This is a genomic window from Pandoraea anhela (genome assembly GCF_902459655.1).
Taxonomy (GTDB): Bacteria; Pseudomonadota; Gammaproteobacteria; order Burkholderiales; family Burkholderiaceae; genus Pandoraea; species Pandoraea anhela.
On sequence record NZ_CABPSB010000006.1, the window covers coordinates 117849 to 134721 of the forward strand.

The 16873-nt window shown below is 57.0% G+C and carries 7 protein-coding genes; all 7 read right to left on the minus strand.

All coding sequences use genetic code 11. The features are described 5' to 3' along the window. Window positions 1-321 precede the first annotated feature (321 nt). The 7 genes from PAN31108_RS10795 to PAN31108_RS10820 all read right to left on the minus strand — a co-directional run bounded on the left by PAN31108_RS10795 (window position 322) and on the right by PAN31108_RS10820 (window position 16709). A complete protein-coding gene (locus tag PAN31108_RS10795) occupies window positions 322-1404 on the minus strand; it encodes a hypothetical protein (RefSeq protein WP_150668864.1) in 1083 nt (360 codons plus the stop codon). Window positions 1405-1406: 2 nt separating this feature from the next. Next, window positions 1407-3170, minus strand: coding sequence for an ATP-binding protein (locus tag PAN31108_RS10800; protein WP_174994927.1), 1764 nt, complete (start codon window positions 3168-3170; stop codon window positions 1407-1409). Between the two features lie 8 nt (window positions 3171-3178). Continuing rightward, window positions 3179-4816, minus strand: coding sequence for a DEAD/DEAH box helicase (locus PAN31108_RS26355; protein WP_174994928.1), 1638 nt, complete (start codon window positions 4814-4816; stop codon window positions 3179-3181). Next, the gene (locus PAN31108_RS10805; protein WP_150668866.1) at window positions 4803-10238 is read right to left on the minus strand and encodes an FtsK/SpoIIIE domain-containing protein; all 5436 of its coding nucleotides are present in this window, start codon (window positions 10236-10238) and stop codon (window positions 4803-4805) included. Before PAN31108_RS10805 ends, PAN31108_RS26355 begins: the two co-directional genes overlap by 14 nt. Next, window positions 10232-11785 carry a hypothetical protein gene (locus tag PAN31108_RS10810; protein WP_150668867.1) on the minus strand — a complete coding sequence of 518 codons (1554 nt, stop codon included), beginning with the start codon at window positions 11783-11785 and terminating at the stop codon, window positions 10232-10234. The genes PAN31108_RS10805 and PAN31108_RS10810 overlap by 7 nt, the downstream gene beginning before the upstream one ends. Then, window positions 11782-13689, minus strand: a complete 1908-nt coding sequence (locus tag PAN31108_RS10815) for a hypothetical protein (RefSeq protein WP_150668868.1) — start codon at window positions 13687-13689, stop codon at window positions 11782-11784. The genes PAN31108_RS10810 and PAN31108_RS10815 overlap by 4 nt, the downstream gene beginning before the upstream one ends. A gap of 416 nt (window positions 13690-14105) precedes the next feature. Further along, the gene (locus PAN31108_RS10820) at window positions 14106-16709 is read right to left on the minus strand and encodes a DNA phosphorothioation-associated putative methyltransferase (RefSeq protein WP_150668869.1); all 2604 of its coding nucleotides are present in this window, start codon (window positions 16707-16709) and stop codon (window positions 14106-14108) included. Window positions 16710-16873 lie beyond the last annotated feature (164 nt).

A 16873-nucleotide genomic window follows, 5' to 3' on the forward strand; every position in this document is an offset into this window, starting at 1 on the left:
GGTGATTGGCTCAGCTTAGCCGCTCAATGTGCCGCCGGCTGAGCTTTGTAATCGCGACCGCATCGAGCCATGCTCCGCCGCTTTCAACCTTAAGGCGTGATGCGATGTAGGGGGGGAATGGCGTGCCCGTCGTCCCCTGGTTGGACCTAGGCTCCCTTAGGTACGCACCAACGGTCAGTCGATCTCCGCTACGGTGAATACCGCCGCGCAGTCCCCTTTCGCTTTTTGTGCGTACCACACATAGACACGAGATTACTGAGACTCTTCTGACCGGACGGCCCTTACGAAGCAACGGCCTCTGTGCGATGTCCCCTATGCAGGTCATAACAGGCTCAGATACTTGTCCAGATTGGAGACGGAGATGGACTGAGTCTGACCGGACGTCAAGACGGAAAACTCGTCCAAGCCAATCGTGATCGTCGCCCTCTTGACAGAACACAGAGCTGCCTGGGCTGCGTACTTGACGAACAATTCGACTTGGTAGTCGCCGTGAGGCCACTCATTCGCCTCGTACCCCGGCCTTTGAACTGGGACGAAGAGAACGGACTGTTGTACCGAAGACTGCGGGGTGATCGCGAAATCTCCAAATGGACGCCCAAGCCGTCGTCGCGTAGCGTATTGCTCCTCTGGTTTCTCGGGAACGACGCGCTCGGGGCGGTACCGCATCTCCCGCGTGGCCGACCACACGCGCAGCAGAAACATCTCCACGACGGCTGTGGAGGCTCCGCCGTTGACGACGGTAAGCGGGAGTATCAGCTCAAAAGCCCGGTCTGAAACCACCACTGGCCCTGCAATTTCCAGCACGCTCCACAATACATTGCAGTTCGTAGTCAGGCGTTGGCTGACCGCGTGCGGATAGGAGGCCGTGATTCCGCTCAACAGCCATCCGTCGAACTCCTCACGCGGCATCCGCTTTCCGCGTATCGCCGCCTGTAACAAGCGAGCGACGAGCTCATAGATCAACGACTCGCGCAGGGGCAGTGGAAGCGGCTCGATGGACTTCGCGGTAAGGTAGCGATCTACCTTCGTGATGGCCTGGTCGAGCAGCGCCAGCGTGTCCATCGACGTTGGAGTGGGCACCTCGACGTCATCGAAGGGCGCGTCATCCAAGACGGCAGCTGCGATCGGTCCAGCCAACATCAGCTGGTACTTGTCTGCAGCGTCGGAGTCTTTGAGCTCTTTGCACCATGCGACCACATCGCCTTTGCCGATCTGATTTTTGGAGGACTTGACCTGCTGAGCAAGAGTCGAGCCGTCTGCGTACTCCCAGTAGATGTCCACCTTGTCGTTATCAGAGTCCGGCTCTAGCGTAACAGCCGTCCATTGTCCGATCGCCCAAAGTGAGTCGAGCAAACAGATAAGGGTTTGGACCGCAAACCCGCGGATCGCTTCGCGCCCGCCCACGGCTAGTTCTCGATCTCGAAGAAGTCCATAGCCATTCGCCCCCACTGAACGCGAGTATCCTCAATCGATATTCGCATCTTTTCGCTCGGCGCTTCATCTTCCATACGAGCCCAAGCGGCGATAAGCGACAGAACCTCCCTAGCGTACTGAGCCTCCGGCCCGTCTTCTCCTTGTAGTGCCTCGAAAAGCCGGGAGTGCACCGGATGACGACTGTTCAGGGTAACCAGGATCACACCCCCGGAAGTGGAGACGTCGAAGATGTGCGAACCAGACATATCGGCGTGCTTGAAGCGAAATTTAATTTTCTTGCTGACATAGTCCACTGCGAGTTCTAGAGCCTTCGCCTCCTCCACGCCATCTTGAACGAAGTCGGCGGTCAGCGCGGATGCGCGTTCGTCGGGGGAGGCGTGTTCATCCTTGTCACTCCGACCGGTGTCCCCAACCCGCTCTCTGCGTCTCATCACAGAATCGGTGGCCGCTTTCTCGGCCTTCTTCTCGGCGCGCTCTTTGGTGGACTGCATTCGCTCACCTTCGCGCATCTTGGCCACCTGTGCGCGCATCGAGTTCAACAGCTTCTCGATCTCCCGGCTGATACGGTACATGGCAAGCCGTGGGTCACGATCCTGCTCGAGCGTCTCCTGATAATCTTTCACGCTGAGTGCCTCTTCCAGCGCATCTTCCTCGATGCTCAAGCGTGTGAAACCTGTCGCTGCCTGCTTGTTGTTCGTAACGCCAAAGACGTCATCCAAGCCCGGGTCGAACTGCACCTCGATCCCCCACCATCTCTCGCGCGTGTCATATGAGTTCGTGAAGCTGTGGTTGAGCTCCAGCTCCCGCCCCGATCTCACGACCGAAATGCCCTGATTTTTTTGCGCGTGCTGCCCAATGGGTTTAGTCCCTCCTTCACGCCGCGCCTCCGGCTTACAAATCGACGCCATGATGGTCACAGGGTGATCTGTGCCGCCATGCCCGATATGAAGAACCAGCGGTTGCCCAAACGGCACGAAGGCCGGCTTCTGATCGAAGGGCGCGGGGGCATTGGTGCCGGACATCAAGTAAAGCGGATCGTTTGGCCGCACAAAGCTCTGATAGACCGTCGCCCTGGTCTTGCTCTCATAGGCGGCAAGGCGAATTCGAACCGACTTGTCGTTAATGAAGTGCCGATACACGCGTCCGCTGATGAACTCCGTGTGACGCAACAGTGTCGTACTTTGCTTCCAAGAGATGCGGTCTAACTTGCTCCAGACAACCAAGGTGCCGTGCTCTTCGAGATTGCCTGCAATCAATGACCGCCATTCAGAAGGGATCTCAGAGGGCTTAGGCTCAGGAACCTCTGTCATTTGCCCGTCCTGAATTTCCTGCACGTCCAAGTAAGCATGATGAACCGATCCACCTTGCCACGTCCAGACATCCACCCTCTTGCATTGAGAGATTGAAGAGTTTGGCAATCCCATCCCGAACTTGCCGATACCCGTTTGCTGAGCCTTGTCAAGGCGCGAACCGTTGCCAAATTGTAGGGCTTTCCTGAGCAGGATCGGGCTCATGCCGCTGGCGTTGTCGTAGACTGCTAGGCGGGAAATCTGACGTCGACCTCCGGTCGGGACCTCATCGATACAGATCACCTCGACTTCGGTGCGGGATTGGGTGCCTTCTCCTGCTTGGATCGCGTTGTCAATGAGCTCGGCCAACGCGTGCGCGGTGTCGCGATAGCCCGAGCTTCGCATGGCAGAGATCGACAGGTTTTGGGGAATGATGGGAAAGGACATGTGGCCTCCTAGGTATGCAGCGTGGACCAAGTGCTCAACGACTTCACCCAACCGGCATCGGCTTGTGAGTCGGCAGCCACAATGAGTCTGAGGGGCGGCAGATCGGCCTCTCGGGCCTGAACAAGCCGCCCAATCGTGGATAGGAACGCTGCCCGGGACTTGCTTGGCGACGCCATCACACATACGTAAATTTCAGGAACAGAGTTCCCGGGAAGTAGGAACCCGTGGGCGCACAAGACCTTCTCCTCTCTGGCAACGAATTTTTGCAAGGCAAGGTCACGTGCTGCTGGAGATTCATCCGCGGTTACGGCTCTTGCCTTCACGCCCTCGACCCGCAAAAGGCCGGCGAACAGCCTCGCGTTCTCAGCTGTTGTTGCATAGAATACAACCCGTCCCCGACCCTTGGACTCGTCCTTCAGAATGTCCAAGAGTTGCTCGTTGCGTTCAACGTTGTTGCCCAGCTCGCTCACGTAGGTGTGGTCGAAGTCAAGTGTGTCGTCGGACGGGGCACCTGCGGAGGCACTTGTGGACGACGTGCTCGTGAGATTTACCACGGTACCGTCGATTTCCGTGAAATCTCCAACCTGACGAAGCGACTGCAATCCGTTGTTCGCCGCGATTGTGATGCAAGCGTCTGGAAAGGCTTCCATCAGGGCACTCCGAGCAGGTCCCGGAGGAATGGCGGTGCCGGATGCGGCTAGTATTCCCACCGCGCTGAATCCCCCACCCGCGGACATCTTTCGGACGATCTCGGCTCCGACAGGGTGAACGCGACTTTCCGCATCTGCGAAGACTGCAACCGATGTGACGGATCCGAGCTTTTCAAGAGCCGAGTCCTCCTTGTTGAGTTGGAGAATGTCGATGACCGCTATCGCCCCTCCGAGTTGATCGAGGTCGCGCGCCGGATGGTCACCGTAGAGCTGAAAAATGGTGGTGTCGCGCGAACCCAGCTGACGCCATACCTCTTGCAATTCGATGAAAGCCTCGTCACACATGGCTGCACCTGGCGCTAGCCAGATGACCGACCTATCGTCGGGTTCCGAACGGTAAAGATCGAGCGCTGCCGTCGCGACGAGCCGAAGCTTTCCTGCTCCGAACGGCATATGGACCAAAACGGATACGGGCGGGCGGGCAATGGCTCGACGAAGCTCACGAAAGGCGTTTAGTTGATGCGCATGGAGCTTGTGCGAGGCAACGGTTTTCTGAGATCCCTCGGATGGTTCAAGCGGCTCCTCAAGCTCGTCAGTCTCCACGCCGTACCATCTGTCAAGAAGCTCCAAGTTGCTTGGCGCCGCGTCGAATTCGATGGCGCTCAATGTTCGGAGAGGCGAGATTGCCGGCATCTGAAGCAGATCGCACAATTCGGAGGCCTCCGAATTGTGCAGTTTGGACAGCAAGAGGCTTCGAATTTCCCGCCTTCGCAATGCGCCTCGTTCGCCATGCAAGCTAACGATGAAATAGGCCAGCCCCGTTCGACTGGTCACATCTGTACCCATCTTGCCGAGCAACGCCATGATCGAGGGGCCCAACAAGTTAGTGAGCGCGGTCGCGTCGTTTCTGGCGAGGTGTTCGACGAGTCGCGTCGTCGTGGTTACACGAGACGATCCCGAGGTTGATGAGGCGTCTGGAATGTCAAGCGGTGCCATGCGCTGATTTGGGAGAGTTGTCGTGGGAAATCGCCGTCACTGCTGCTGCGATGTCATCGTCGGACAGAAAGGGGGCTTGCGCGAACACCAGCCCCTGCTCCCCGTTGAGCTTGGCAGCAAGGTGCCCACGACCAAGCAGGAGCTCAGCGCCCGGTCGGTCGAGCGCGATCTTAGAGGTGGCCTCACTGGAAACTTTGAGGATGAGGCGGTTGCCAAGGTTTTCGCGCAATTGCATCGGCATGACGTCCTTGTCGGGGCGCTGTGCTGCGAAGATGAGATGGATGCCCGCAGCGCGGGCCTTGACGCCCAATCGCTGCACTGCAGCGCTCACGGCAGACTTGTACGCGTCGTCGAGCATCCAGTCCGCGAATTCGTCATGCACGAGGAAGACCATGGGCAAACGTTCGTCGGCCGAGACCTTCGCGTTGTAGGTTGGCAGGTCGCGCGCGCGCGCCTTAGCGAAGGCGCGATAACGCTCCTCCATCTCCTGCACCAGCGCCTCGAGGACTTCAGCTGCCTTTTCCTTTGTCGTCACAATCTCACTGCGCATGTGCGGAAGGTCGGCCAGCGGCGCGTAGTCCACGCCCATCTTCGGATCGATCAGGATAATCTGCGCAAGATCCTTCGAGTTGGTCGCGGCGATGTCCAAGAGCAGCGCCTGGATCAGTACCGACTTGCCGCTGCCGGTGGCACCTGCCACCAAGGAATGCGGCTCGTGAGACGAGAGGCCACCGAACTCTGCGCCGAGGTTCAGATACAGCAACGCGCCGTTGATCTCCTGGAGCCCCAAAAGAAATGACGTGTTGATGCCGGCGACGTTGCGATTGAACTCACGACGCGACCACAGCTCCCAAAGCGATACCGCTTGACGCTTGGAGCCCGCGACCGTCACCACAATCTCGCCAGGCTTGGGCTGAACCGTCACTAAATTGATAGCGTGAGTGGTCAGCAATTGGGTGCGCTTGTTCTCGATATCCTCGACGCGCAGCCTGTCTGAGCCTGCCAATCGCACCAGGCAGCCATTCGGCGTCAAACGCACGCCTAGAATTGCAGCCTGCAGACCGTAGCTATTCAGCGCGGACTTAAGCTTCTTTTTCACCTCCTCCGCCCACGCCTCTCGCTCGGCGTCCGCTTGCGCTCCGCCCGCAAATTTGGCGGCTACCAAAGCTGAAAGCGAAGAGCCAAGATCGGTGGGCAATGCTGGGGCTGAGGCCGGCACCGACGCAGCAGCGTTGGTTGAGGCTTCGATTCGTTCTTGCACAGGTACCTCGTGCTCAGCAGCAGCGGGGCCGCTCGATTGAGGCAAGGTGCCTGCATCCGCCACATTGGCTGGCGCTTCGTCGTCGGGGGACTCTGAGGGACCATTGACGAGCTGACCTATGGCCGCAAGCCACGGCACCCGCGCAGCCGGCTTCTTGAAACCGTGTCCAGCCCATGGTTGGTGGGGGCCAAGTCCCGCCCGGGCTTCGGAACCGCCATTCCCATTCGCATAAGCCTCGCCAAGCTTTCGTAGATCATGCCTGTCAAAAACTTCCTGCCAAGCTTGAACGCCTTCAGCGTCGTCGAGCAGCTCTTGGTCGGAAGCAGACGCGGAGCCTGCATCCGAGGTATGAACATAGACCTGCGAGTAGCCGCGGAGCGAAATCTCCACGTCGCCTTCGCGCAGCTTCGCCCTCGCCCGCTCCATGAGACCCGTCATGCCAGGCGGGATCTCGGCGTCGATAAGCATATCCGCCAAGCGAGCGAGCCACACGTCGCGATCGAGGCGACCCGGGTCGCCAAAGAGAGCCTCCCGGAACATGCCCAACGTTGACAGGAGTTGGTCCTTAGAATCACGGCGGGCCTTAGCCAGTCCATCTGCCCCAACATACTTCGACTCTACGATCGAAATAACGATACGGATACCCTCGTCTCGCTCTTCGACATTAAGTGCAAGGATGTCGGCGATGCGGCTTTCAGGTTGTGACAGCCAGCTCGCGTAGTCGTCGAGCAGAAAGTATGCAGTCAGTACTTGACAACCAGCGGCGGAAGCCTTGAACTCCTCTGACAGCAAGTAGCGGCTGAGGACCAAGCCGATCATCTCGCCTGCAGAGACACCGCGCTTAGCCGCGCGAAGCACAATGTCACCGGAAATAGAAAGCGCGTCGCGCTTCGCCTTGGCGGCCGCAGCCTCAAGTTGTTCGGGATCGAGCTGAAGATTCAGCTCTTCCAAACGACGGCGCACAAGCACGCCGAGTAGCCGTAGCTCAGAGGTCGAGCTGACGATCATGTTGCGGCCGTTGGTCGAGCCACGACGGTAGCGTACCACCGTGATGTCGTTGTGTTGGAGCTGACGTTTATCGAGCAGCTCATCGTAGGTCGCCACCCATTCTGCTAGATCGTGCGCGTCCTTGATCATGCCAGCCAAGGCGGCGCTTTGAAGCGAGATACGACGCGCGGGCAGGTATCTCTCGTCGGGCGAAGCATCGGTTTCGCGGTCGACAGCCGCAACGGCGGAGACATAAGCCCAGCCCGACGCGGTCTGCCAAGGGCATGTCAAAAATGTCGTCGATTTGAGTTCGTTCTCGCCCGAGACACTACGATAGGACCATCGCGATGGGGCATGGTCCAAGTTGGGACGGTCGTTGGTCCACGGAACCGGGAGCCATTCCGACTGTGCCGCACGGGCGACCACGTCATGCAAGAAAGCCACGTCGAAGGCTTTAAATCCCTGCTCACTTTCGCCGGGTGTAGCCGAGATCGGAGTCACGGAAATGCGCAACTTCGAGATGAAATTGTCGCTCGTCTCGCTAACCACTGGCAGGTCAGGATCATCGCCAGCCTTGTTCACCAGCTCGCCATAAACGCTTCGAAGCTTGGCCGGATCCGAGTGGCGCACCGACACGCTGCATTGGAGCTTTCCATCGGCTTGAATCGACGAGAGCTCCCGTACAGTCGCAAGGGGCAACTCTGCGGCATCGGCGTTGTAGAGCACTACGCTCAGATTGGAGGCCTCATGCGGCTGCAATCCGACGTAGCGCTCCAAAAGTTCGCGTGCTTGCTTTGCGGCGGCGGCTGGTTCGACATCGGTCATCGCCTCTTCGGTGCCGCGTGTGGGCGACTCCAAAAGACTATAGCCGTTGACCGTGCTGCTTTCCGAGACGAGCGCTGAGGTACTCGTGCGCTTGAGGATAGCGATCTCAGGATAAAACGGGTGTGCAATCTCGTCGGAGAGCTCCCGCATAAAGATTTCTCGGTCGCCATAGAGAATGCTGTCGCTTGACAGCAAGTGAGTGGCGAAACTTGCCACGCGCCGGGACTTCACCGCTAGCGCCTTCATGCGCTCAGGATGCCACGGAGGGATGATCAACGCTGGATTGTCGCCAGCCACGCGCACTGTACCAACCGAGAGGACCTCGGAGACCAAGCGCGAACGGCAAACATCACCGCGTGCATGAGCCATCAAGGACGTCAGCAATGCGCCAAAGGACTCCGCCTGGCGCATAACAGCCTCGCCATGCACGCCCGTGGACACGAAGTCCTCCAACGCCTTGATGTACTGCTCTTCAAACTCGTCCCACGCGCCTCGAATCTCGTCGCGTTGCTGTGGTGTGATTCGGCCATCCTCCGAAAGCTCCTTGATTCGCCCTTTTATATCCTGGCGAAGGCTGCGCAGCTTGTTAGCCGCGGGGACTAGCGAACCGGCATCTGTGGAATAAGTAGCCTCTAGGGTCCCGGTGTCGAGTAGCGAGACGTTTTGGACGCCGCCTTTCTTGCTCACGAGCCTGCGGGAAACCTCAGTGCAACCGACGCCGCCCTTCTCAAGGAGGCGGCGCATGTCGGCAACCATCGACAAGCCTATCGATGTTGACTTGTAGCTCCACAAGAGTTGGGTCTTGGCCAACATCGTTTCTTTGCCGTTCGCGATCTGCACCAACGCGACATCGAACTTGATCTGCAACGCTGCCCGTGAAAGCGAGGCGTTCGGTCGAATCTTGCTCTTCTTGTCGTTGCGCAGTTCCTTTTCCTTGGCGAAAAAGGCTTCGTAGTCAAAGAGCGGGTCGGGCAAATTCGCGTTGCCAAGCCGCTCGACCTTCCAATCCGCCCTTGAACCCATCAGCTCCTTCAAGCCGCGGTACATCGCTGAGAAGTAGGTCCCAGCGTCGTAGTTGAAGCGCTCGCGCCACTCCTTACGCCCTTTGGTGACCGTAAAGCGCAAGATGCGCTCACCCTCTGGATCACGAAGGCCCGCATGTAGGCTATTGACTACACGTGCAAAGCCGTCAAAGAAATCGTTGCACTCGATGGGTTTGCCATACAAGGCCTTTTCCCAACGGGCACAGAGCTTCGCGTCTTGCTCGAGCAATCGGCGATGCTTGACGAAGAACGCCTCGTCTTCCTCATTAAAGTCAGAACGGCGTTCGCGCGATTTCAGGTCATCCAGGAGGGTGCGACTCTCCGCATCGAGGGAGTTCTCCTGATCGCAGTCGTGGTCGAAGAACCGGATTGTAGAGTCTGCCAAACCAAACTGCTTTTCCTTGGGCTTGTCGAAGGCCAAGTAAACGCCGTCACTTTCCCATTCGAATTGCGCCAGTGTCGTGGCCGCCTCTTGATCGCCGGCGGGAGCGGCAGTGAATTCCTCCAAGGCCTGCCGCGCACCATCGGTAATATCCGACTCGTTAGCTTTGATGCGCTCTAAAAGCTCTTCAGCGTCGAGCAACTGGCCGTTCTGCCTTAGCTTCTTGAGCAGTGGCCCGCGCTGTGTGAAAAGTTTGATGAAGGCCTTCTGCCACGGCTTGCGTGTCATCCCGAACGTCTTGGCGTTCGAGAAAAAAGAGCTATCCCTAGGAAGCCCCACTCGAGGCAGGGCGAAACCGACGGCGTCGCGGATCGCCAAGCCGCGGGTAGACATGGCTTCGACAAGGTCGGAACAAAACTCGCCAAGCTGGACAAGCGAAAGTTCGGAGGAGGAAAGCAGTCCGCCAATCGCAGCATGAAATACTGCGCGGTCGTCCGGGACTGGCGAAAGGCCGCCCGCATACAACGCAGCCTCCACCCACGGCTCGGGGTCGGCGCGCATCTCTTTGGCGCCAATTGCCATTACATGGCCCAATGTGTCTGCGAGGTTGTGTTCGTTCCCGTTGGCGGTAAGAATCGCCGCCTTGGAAGTCACTGCGTTGTTGCGCACATACCCCGCGTTGTGAGAGATCAGGATCTCTGCAGGGAGGCCTTGGCTTTCGACCAACGCCTCTGGAATCATAAGCTCCACACGCGCGAACAGTTCGGGATTGGCCAAGACTGCCCGCGCCACTGCGGCAATTTGGCCAGCAGAGAGCTTGTCAAGCCGAAAGAGCGCCGCAGAATCACCGGGCTGGTCAGGATTCGAAATGCGCTTGGCGAGAATATCTGCGCCGACGCGCCCAATGATGCGATCGGTCAGCATTCCGCCTCTCCCTTGAACGCGAACGGATTTTCAACAAACGAGCAGGAATCAGAAAGCCTCCGGACCAAACCCAATCCAACAAGTCTGGCTTCGAGGTTGTCTCGGTTCTCGCTGAGCTCCTCCTGGTCAACCAGCTTGGCATCGACCAAGCGCACACCTTCTGCGTCACCCAACACTAGACCATAGCGCCGCTTGGCTTCAGCAAGAAACTCATCGAATTGCATGCGATCTTCCACGATCGCGACCACAATCGACTTGAGCAACCTGTCATTGGGCGCGTACCGTGTTCGGCGAGATAGCCGTCGTGAACTGAGTCCGATCGCACGCGACCAAGACGCGTGAATCTTCCCGACGTGCTGTTCGTGGCGTGCGAGTGCGAGCTCAACGAGATCTCCAACGAGGACGTCTGGACTCTTTCCGGTGTAGTCCTCGTCGTCGCCGCCATCTAGTGACGGCCACTGGAAGCGTTCGCGCATAAGCTTTACTCGCTCAGCCTCCGGGAATTCACTCGAGGCAGCGTCGTTCCAGAGAGGATCCTGCCGAACTGACTCGACATATGCGCGCACTGCCTTAGCAGGCAACCCTTGGTTGAACTGGTAGCTATCGCCCGAGAGTGCTCTAACCTTCGTGCGCTCCTTGGAAACGATTTCGCAGACGATCTCAACGGGATCGTCGTCACCCGCGATCCGCTTGGCCCGCTCGAGAAAGTAAAGGAGCATATTCAGGCCAGATATGGCAATTAGGTGCTCCAAGGCATCGTAGATCGGCATGTCCCTGCCGAGAATGGATAGCCAGTCTTCACAAATCCGGTCAAACCGAGCGTTGGCAACCTCGGGCAAATAGCCGGAAGACCGCGGGTCGTCGGCTAGCTGAGGTGCACCTTGCAGTGCACGCGCCAGTCGATTCATCGGAGCCTCGCGGTCGAATAGGCGCCTCGCCAAGGTGTCGCCGAGCTCCGCTCCCCGTTTCGCTCGCGCCAGCATTAGATATAGCAGCTCGCCAGTGCGCGCGAAAAAGCGGCGGTCGTTACTCATCTTGCCGCGCGAGTCAATTTCCAAGTCCTCGTAGAGGGCATCGGGACCGAAAGGGAAGACGAATTTCGAACTCCAACGCTTATTGCTACGGGACTCGAATGAGGAGGAGCGCAACAGCTCGATAGCCTTCGCAAAATCGTCGAAGTTTGAGAACGAGTGACGCAGGTAGACCATGTCGTCGTCGCCGTTACCCGTCTTGCCCTGGTCAAACTTCTCAAACCACTGCTTCCATTTCTCTGCGTCTGGCAGGGCGCTTTCGGCAATGGATTCGACGTAAGGGTTGTTGAAGAGTAGGCCGCGCAGCCGGATTTGACGTTGCGGTTGAAATTTGACCGCGCCACCCAAGCCTTCTTGAGGGCGTAGAGGCTTGCCCAGGTTCGAACCGAGCACGCCGAAAAACTCGAGCACAGTCAAATGCGGAAGCTGCTCGTCGTAGAGGCGGTGGCCCCAGATGTTCTCGTCGACGCAAAAGTCGACGTTCTTGATCTCTGGGCGCTTGATGATCTCGCTCATACTGGGGATCTCACAGTTACGGGACGAGCAAAGCCACGGCCTCCCGGTTCGATGTCAATGAAATTCAGCGTGAGCGCGGACGCTTCTCCACCGAGCTCGTCGTCGTCGCCAGCGAGCCTTGCGTTGCGAACAATCTCCGCCTTTCGAAGCAATTTCGCCTTAAAGGCCAACAGATCTTCGAGGCACTCATTGGAGAAGCTCGCTGGCAACGCGCCGGCTGCTACAAGCGACAGGAACTCGTGACGGATAGGAGTGAGATCAAATGCAACGGAATTCCCGGGACCGGGCGAGAGCGAAACATCGAGCTGCGGGCGGCCAGTTCCTTCGTCGAGCTTGATTGCCATGCCAACCCCGCCCTGCCGACGGGATGGCGTCTCATGGTCGCAGAGCACGCTAACGCGGCTTTGCGTGAAGCCTCCGGAGCTGGCAATGAAGATACGATCGACATTTTCCAACAGCAAGCCGGTCATGACGCGATTAAGCCCCTTGGCGATGCGCCCACGGACCGTTTCGCTGACTGGTTTCTTAGACTTCAACGATTCGATCATGTCCAAGTAGTCGCCAGCGAAGTGGAAAGCGGTCATGGACCAGCGGGGGTAGCCGGCCTCAGTGTCCGGCACGGTGAAATAGAGCCGGCGGCGCTGGGCCTCAAGCATTTCCAAGAACTCGGATGAGCCGCCTTCAAGACGAGCACCCTCGTACCCCTCCAAATATGCGTTTTGGGCAGCACGAAAGGTTGGAGTTGCTCCGTAAACTTGGTCGCCACCAACTAGCCGATTAAAGTCGGCCTGAAGCCGAGAATCGTCCTTTCCGTAGACTAAGAGGCCGTCAGCTGCGTTGGTGGTTTCCTCGCCTACGCCGAAGCTGGCCATTGCCTTGAAGACGGGACGATCAGAAGCTCTCCGCTTCGGCAGATTTGCACCGAATGCATTGGCATAGATACTCGCTTTGCCGATGTTGCCGCCATCTACGATCTTGGCCACGTCCGCGCAAGTCATCAGGTTCTCCTTGGCATCTTTAGCATCGGAGTAGCCCAAGACCATGTTCGAGCACAGAGCAAGCAGGTCGCGAACGGGAAGATGAAGTCCGTTGAGCCGCGCGATCTCAATCAAGTCACCTAAACGGCGTGCAAGCTGCCCATCATCGGATTCACCGAGGAGCCTGCGACGGTTTTCATCAATGGGGCAGACCTTACCTGCTGACTTGAGCGAGCAACGCTTGCAATTATCCCACTCGGGGTGACCCGCTACCGCTTTGGCGACTTCTTCCAGCGTCTTTCGACTAGTTGTGCGGCTAAGGTCGAATACAGCGAGCCGATGGGGTGACGGACCCGCTTGCAAAAATCGCTCTTGCAGGGGCTTGCGAAGCGGGTGTATCCGGTCTTGCCGCTTTCCCAAATCACGCAAGCGGTCGAGCAATTGGCCGTGGTTTGCAGCCAGGATAACCACCTCGGAGTCGTCGCTTCCCAATACAGACTTCTCAAGCCGCTGCAACGGCAGATCGCTCTCCTCGCCGTTAAACTCGGAGAGGTCCTTTATAAAAACAGCTAAACGACCGTCTGTAAGTCTGAGCTCCTTGATGTTGCCCTTGCTCGACCACTCTTTCGGATCGCCTCTCAATCTCGTCCACAACGCGCGACAGTGATAGGTTTTGCCGTCGCCTGCAGTACCAGCGATCAAGATGGAACCCGGAATCTTGGAAGCGACATGCTCCTCCATCGCATCCAGCAACGGTGTCGATAAGCCAATGGGCTGTACTTTGGCCCTTGCGAGCGCACCTGCCACGTACTCGTCGAACATCGTTAAGTTGTTTGGTGTCGGGCCATAGCTTCGAAGAAATCGAACCCAAGCTGCTGAAGGCAGTGCGTACGAGCTCGCATCCCCCTGCTGTTCAGAATCAATCATATTGGTCTCCCTCGGGGTTACCCGACGCAACGCCTGATATAGACGCGCCTGTGCGGCCGCGGAGGCATGAGCGCGACGGGGTATAAGTTGTAAATATCGACCGGTGGATGCAAAAGGGCTGCCAATTGGACGTTCACTAACAGAATTTCAGGGGCCCGGAGCTTCTTGCCGCCGCCGAAAAGACGGCGGCGGCAACAAGATCTCCTTATGCATTTTGAATCCCCGCACCAGTAACTTATTATCGGCCGTAAACGGCAATTCTTTCATAGGTTGCCATCCTTGCACAGCGTCGAACGCGCAAATGCTACTCGCTCAGAGCTTTTTCCGGCGACGAGGCTTGATGTTCTAGGGGCACGCAACGGCACAACACCGTCATCAATCGGATTCAGTCCTGCTCCGCCTCGACGGTGGCCCCGTCAAATGCTGAAGCGGCGGCGCTTCGGGACCAACCTGCCCTCCGAAGTCTCGATCATATCGATCACCTGCCGAGCTGGCGTCGGACTATAGCTAATGTGGATGGGCCGCTCGCTACCGTAAAAATACAGACGGTCGAACTTCACGTTTCCGATGATCCATTCGACAACGTCAGCCATATCCTCGTCTTCGACAAGAAAATCACACGCCGCACCGAGACGGTCGCAAATATGTCCGCCACGACGATTTCTTTCGTGAGCGGCGTGTTGATCCAGCTTTGGCGCGATCCGCCCGTTTATCTTAGATGCCAAGGCCGGAGAACAAAAGCCGTACGTCAGTTTAACCATGCCGAAGTACTCGATGACTGGGTCAATTACATGGGAAGCCAGATCGAAGATCGCATTAAAGCTTTCCGGCTCAAGTGGCATATTTTCGATATCTAACGCCTCCTGCGTTTCACCGCACTCAATTAATTCTCGAAACGTTAAATAACGCCCACATTTTTGATCCAATGATGGAATCGATTTAGATCGAATCAGTCTGTAGCCATCTAAAACCAATCGTATTTCATCGATTTTTTTGTTAAACGCCTCAGCACTTGGCCCGTATCCATCAAAGTCGAAGACCCCTAAATCATCCAACGCGGACTCAAACAACACTTGCTCGGCAAAAAAGGGCGACTCCTCGTTAAGGAAGCGAGATTTTCTATATAGATACGGTTCAGGATAGACATTCCCGTAATCGAAAATGGTCAATTCTTGCTTACGCAAATTTATTTTTACTCGTTGAATCATTCGAGGCAACGGTGATCCAAAAAAATCGTCAAATTTCATCATTGTCAACTTTCCAGACGAAATATGGATCTTCAACAGATCTGCGCTCGTGACATCGCCATAGAGAACCGTACCGCAACCAATATAGGCACGCAGGATTGGAGGCAGTCGCTCAACAAGGCTCGTATGGAGCTGAAGAGAAACACCGTCCTCCAGCCATCCTAGACCTTGCTCTGCCGCCTGAGCGCACGCACTAGATATCTGCGCCATATCCGCCAAGCTGAACAGTAGCTCTTTGCCGGCGAAAAGTGCACTCGGATAGCTGCCGAAGAATGCTTTCACGTCAGCCTGGAGTTGAGGCTCGAGCCTGCTGTATGGAGAACGCTTGTCGAATTGCAGTAACGCGAAGTAGACGCGGAGATCATCCGTGCGCGAGGACGCCGCTCGCTCAAGGAGGAGCGTTGCATCATCCTTTGTCTCTTTGAGAAACCTGATGGCGGCAGCTATCGATCCGAACGTGCCAACCTCTTGCCGCAGCTCCTGCAATTCGTTTCTGACCGGATCACGGCCGAGCGTCAGGCAAAGTCGCCAGAGTTCATCGAGAGACTCACGATGGCTTTCATACAGCAGCTCAAGGCGATTTGTCTTGCGCTTAGCAACAGGATTTTCGGCAGGGCGTCGGGCCGCCGGACGGGCCAAAGACGTGGGCGGGACGATTCGCCGCTTACTTTTGACTCGAGCAAAGCGAAAGCGCTGCTCCTGATCCTTATCCTTGAAGACAAAAAATACACCCGGCCCAACCGCTATGGCATCGTTCTCCGTGACGCGATCGATGAAGGCTTTCAATTCCGCTTGCGAGTAGTACTTTTGGAAAGTATTTCTCGAAGTTAGGACGCCGTCACCGTAGGGAACACCGCGGACAGAATCCTGATTGGAAAGCATGGCGGATACGACAAGGATCTCGTTTGACAGAGAGTACGATGTCTTAATAGCGAGTTCACGTTCAGCCGCGTTCTCGATCACATTTATGACAAATCCAAGATTAACGATGGAAGCAGATTTGATCGGCTGCTCATTCGCGTAATGAGGATCCCAGCCTGCTGCGTCAATTCCAAGCCCCTTGAGTCCTCTTATGTCGTCCCCTCGGCCGCAACCGTAATCGAATAGCGTGCGCGTCCCGTCGAGAAATCCAAAGCGCGAAAGCATCTGTATCGGCGCCGAGAAGGTGTAGCGAGACAACGCCGTGCGATGACGTTCGATTAGACCGTTACTGCTTGCGCTCTGCGAGTCCTCTGGTTCGTGGTTCGCAATCGGCACGAGCTCGTGATCCGACAACAGATAGCCCCGCTGCTTGATGAGAGCTTCGAAGTTCTGGCGGAAGCCAATACGAGCTGGATCGTCGAATAGCCCTATCTGTTCAGCCACATCGGTCAACTGCCTGAAGACTTCCCAACGCGGATGATCACGGGCTATGAGCAATTCCTTACGATGCAAGATCGGTGGGTTGATCGACGATTCGTAGCTCCGAAACCGGCACCTCTTCTGATCAAGATCAACAGACCAACTGCGCTGTAGGACGGGGAACGCCTCGTCAAAGAACCCCGGGTAGTCGAGCAAAGACATATTCGACATGGAGAGTCCTACCCGGATAACGTTGAAATCGTTCCCGGCAGTCAGGCTCGCCAGCAAAATACCCTCGTCTATGCTGCGCCGCAACGTGTCTGGAAGACGCTCCAGAAGAGACACATGAAAATATGCGTCGCTCGCAACGACCTTCCCGATCCCAGCATCTAAATGCGTCAAAAAATCTTCCCTGGCGGTTGTCAAACTCATCTCGTAACTCTCGATACTGGAATCGCCGTTCTCGCGCGCCTGCCGCCTCCGTAGGGGACCGGCTAGTTCGACCTCACAACAGGATAACGCGCCTCAAGACGACATAAGTGCTCTACCGACCCGAATTGCAACACTAGAACCGGTAGGCGGAATCAAGCACACGT

What these genes read in the sequence shown, in the direction of transcription:
- PAN31108_RS10800 (WP_174994927.1), bottom strand. Translation starts at nt 3,170, where the DNA reads ATGTCCTTTCCCATCATTCCCCAAAACCTGTCGATCTCTGCCATGCGA.
- PAN31108_RS26355 (WP_174994928.1), bottom strand. Translation starts at nt 4,816, where the DNA reads ATGGCACCGCTTGACATTCCAGACGCCTCATCAACCTCGGGATCGTCT.
- PAN31108_RS10805 (WP_150668866.1), bottom strand. Translation starts at nt 10,238, where the DNA reads ATGCTGACCGATCGCATCATTGGGCGCGTCGGCGCAGATATTCTCGCC.
- PAN31108_RS10810 (WP_150668867.1), bottom strand. Translation starts at nt 11,785, where the DNA reads ATGAGCGAGATCATCAAGCGCCCAGAGATCAAGAACGTCGACTTTTGC.
- PAN31108_RS10815 (WP_150668868.1), bottom strand. Translation starts at nt 13,689, where the DNA reads ATGATTGATTCTGAACAGCAGGGGGATGCGAGCTCGTACGCACTGCCT.
- PAN31108_RS10820 (WP_150668869.1), bottom strand. Translation starts at nt 16,709, where the DNA reads ATGAGTTTGACAACCGCCAGGGAAGATTTTTTGACGCATTTAGATGCT.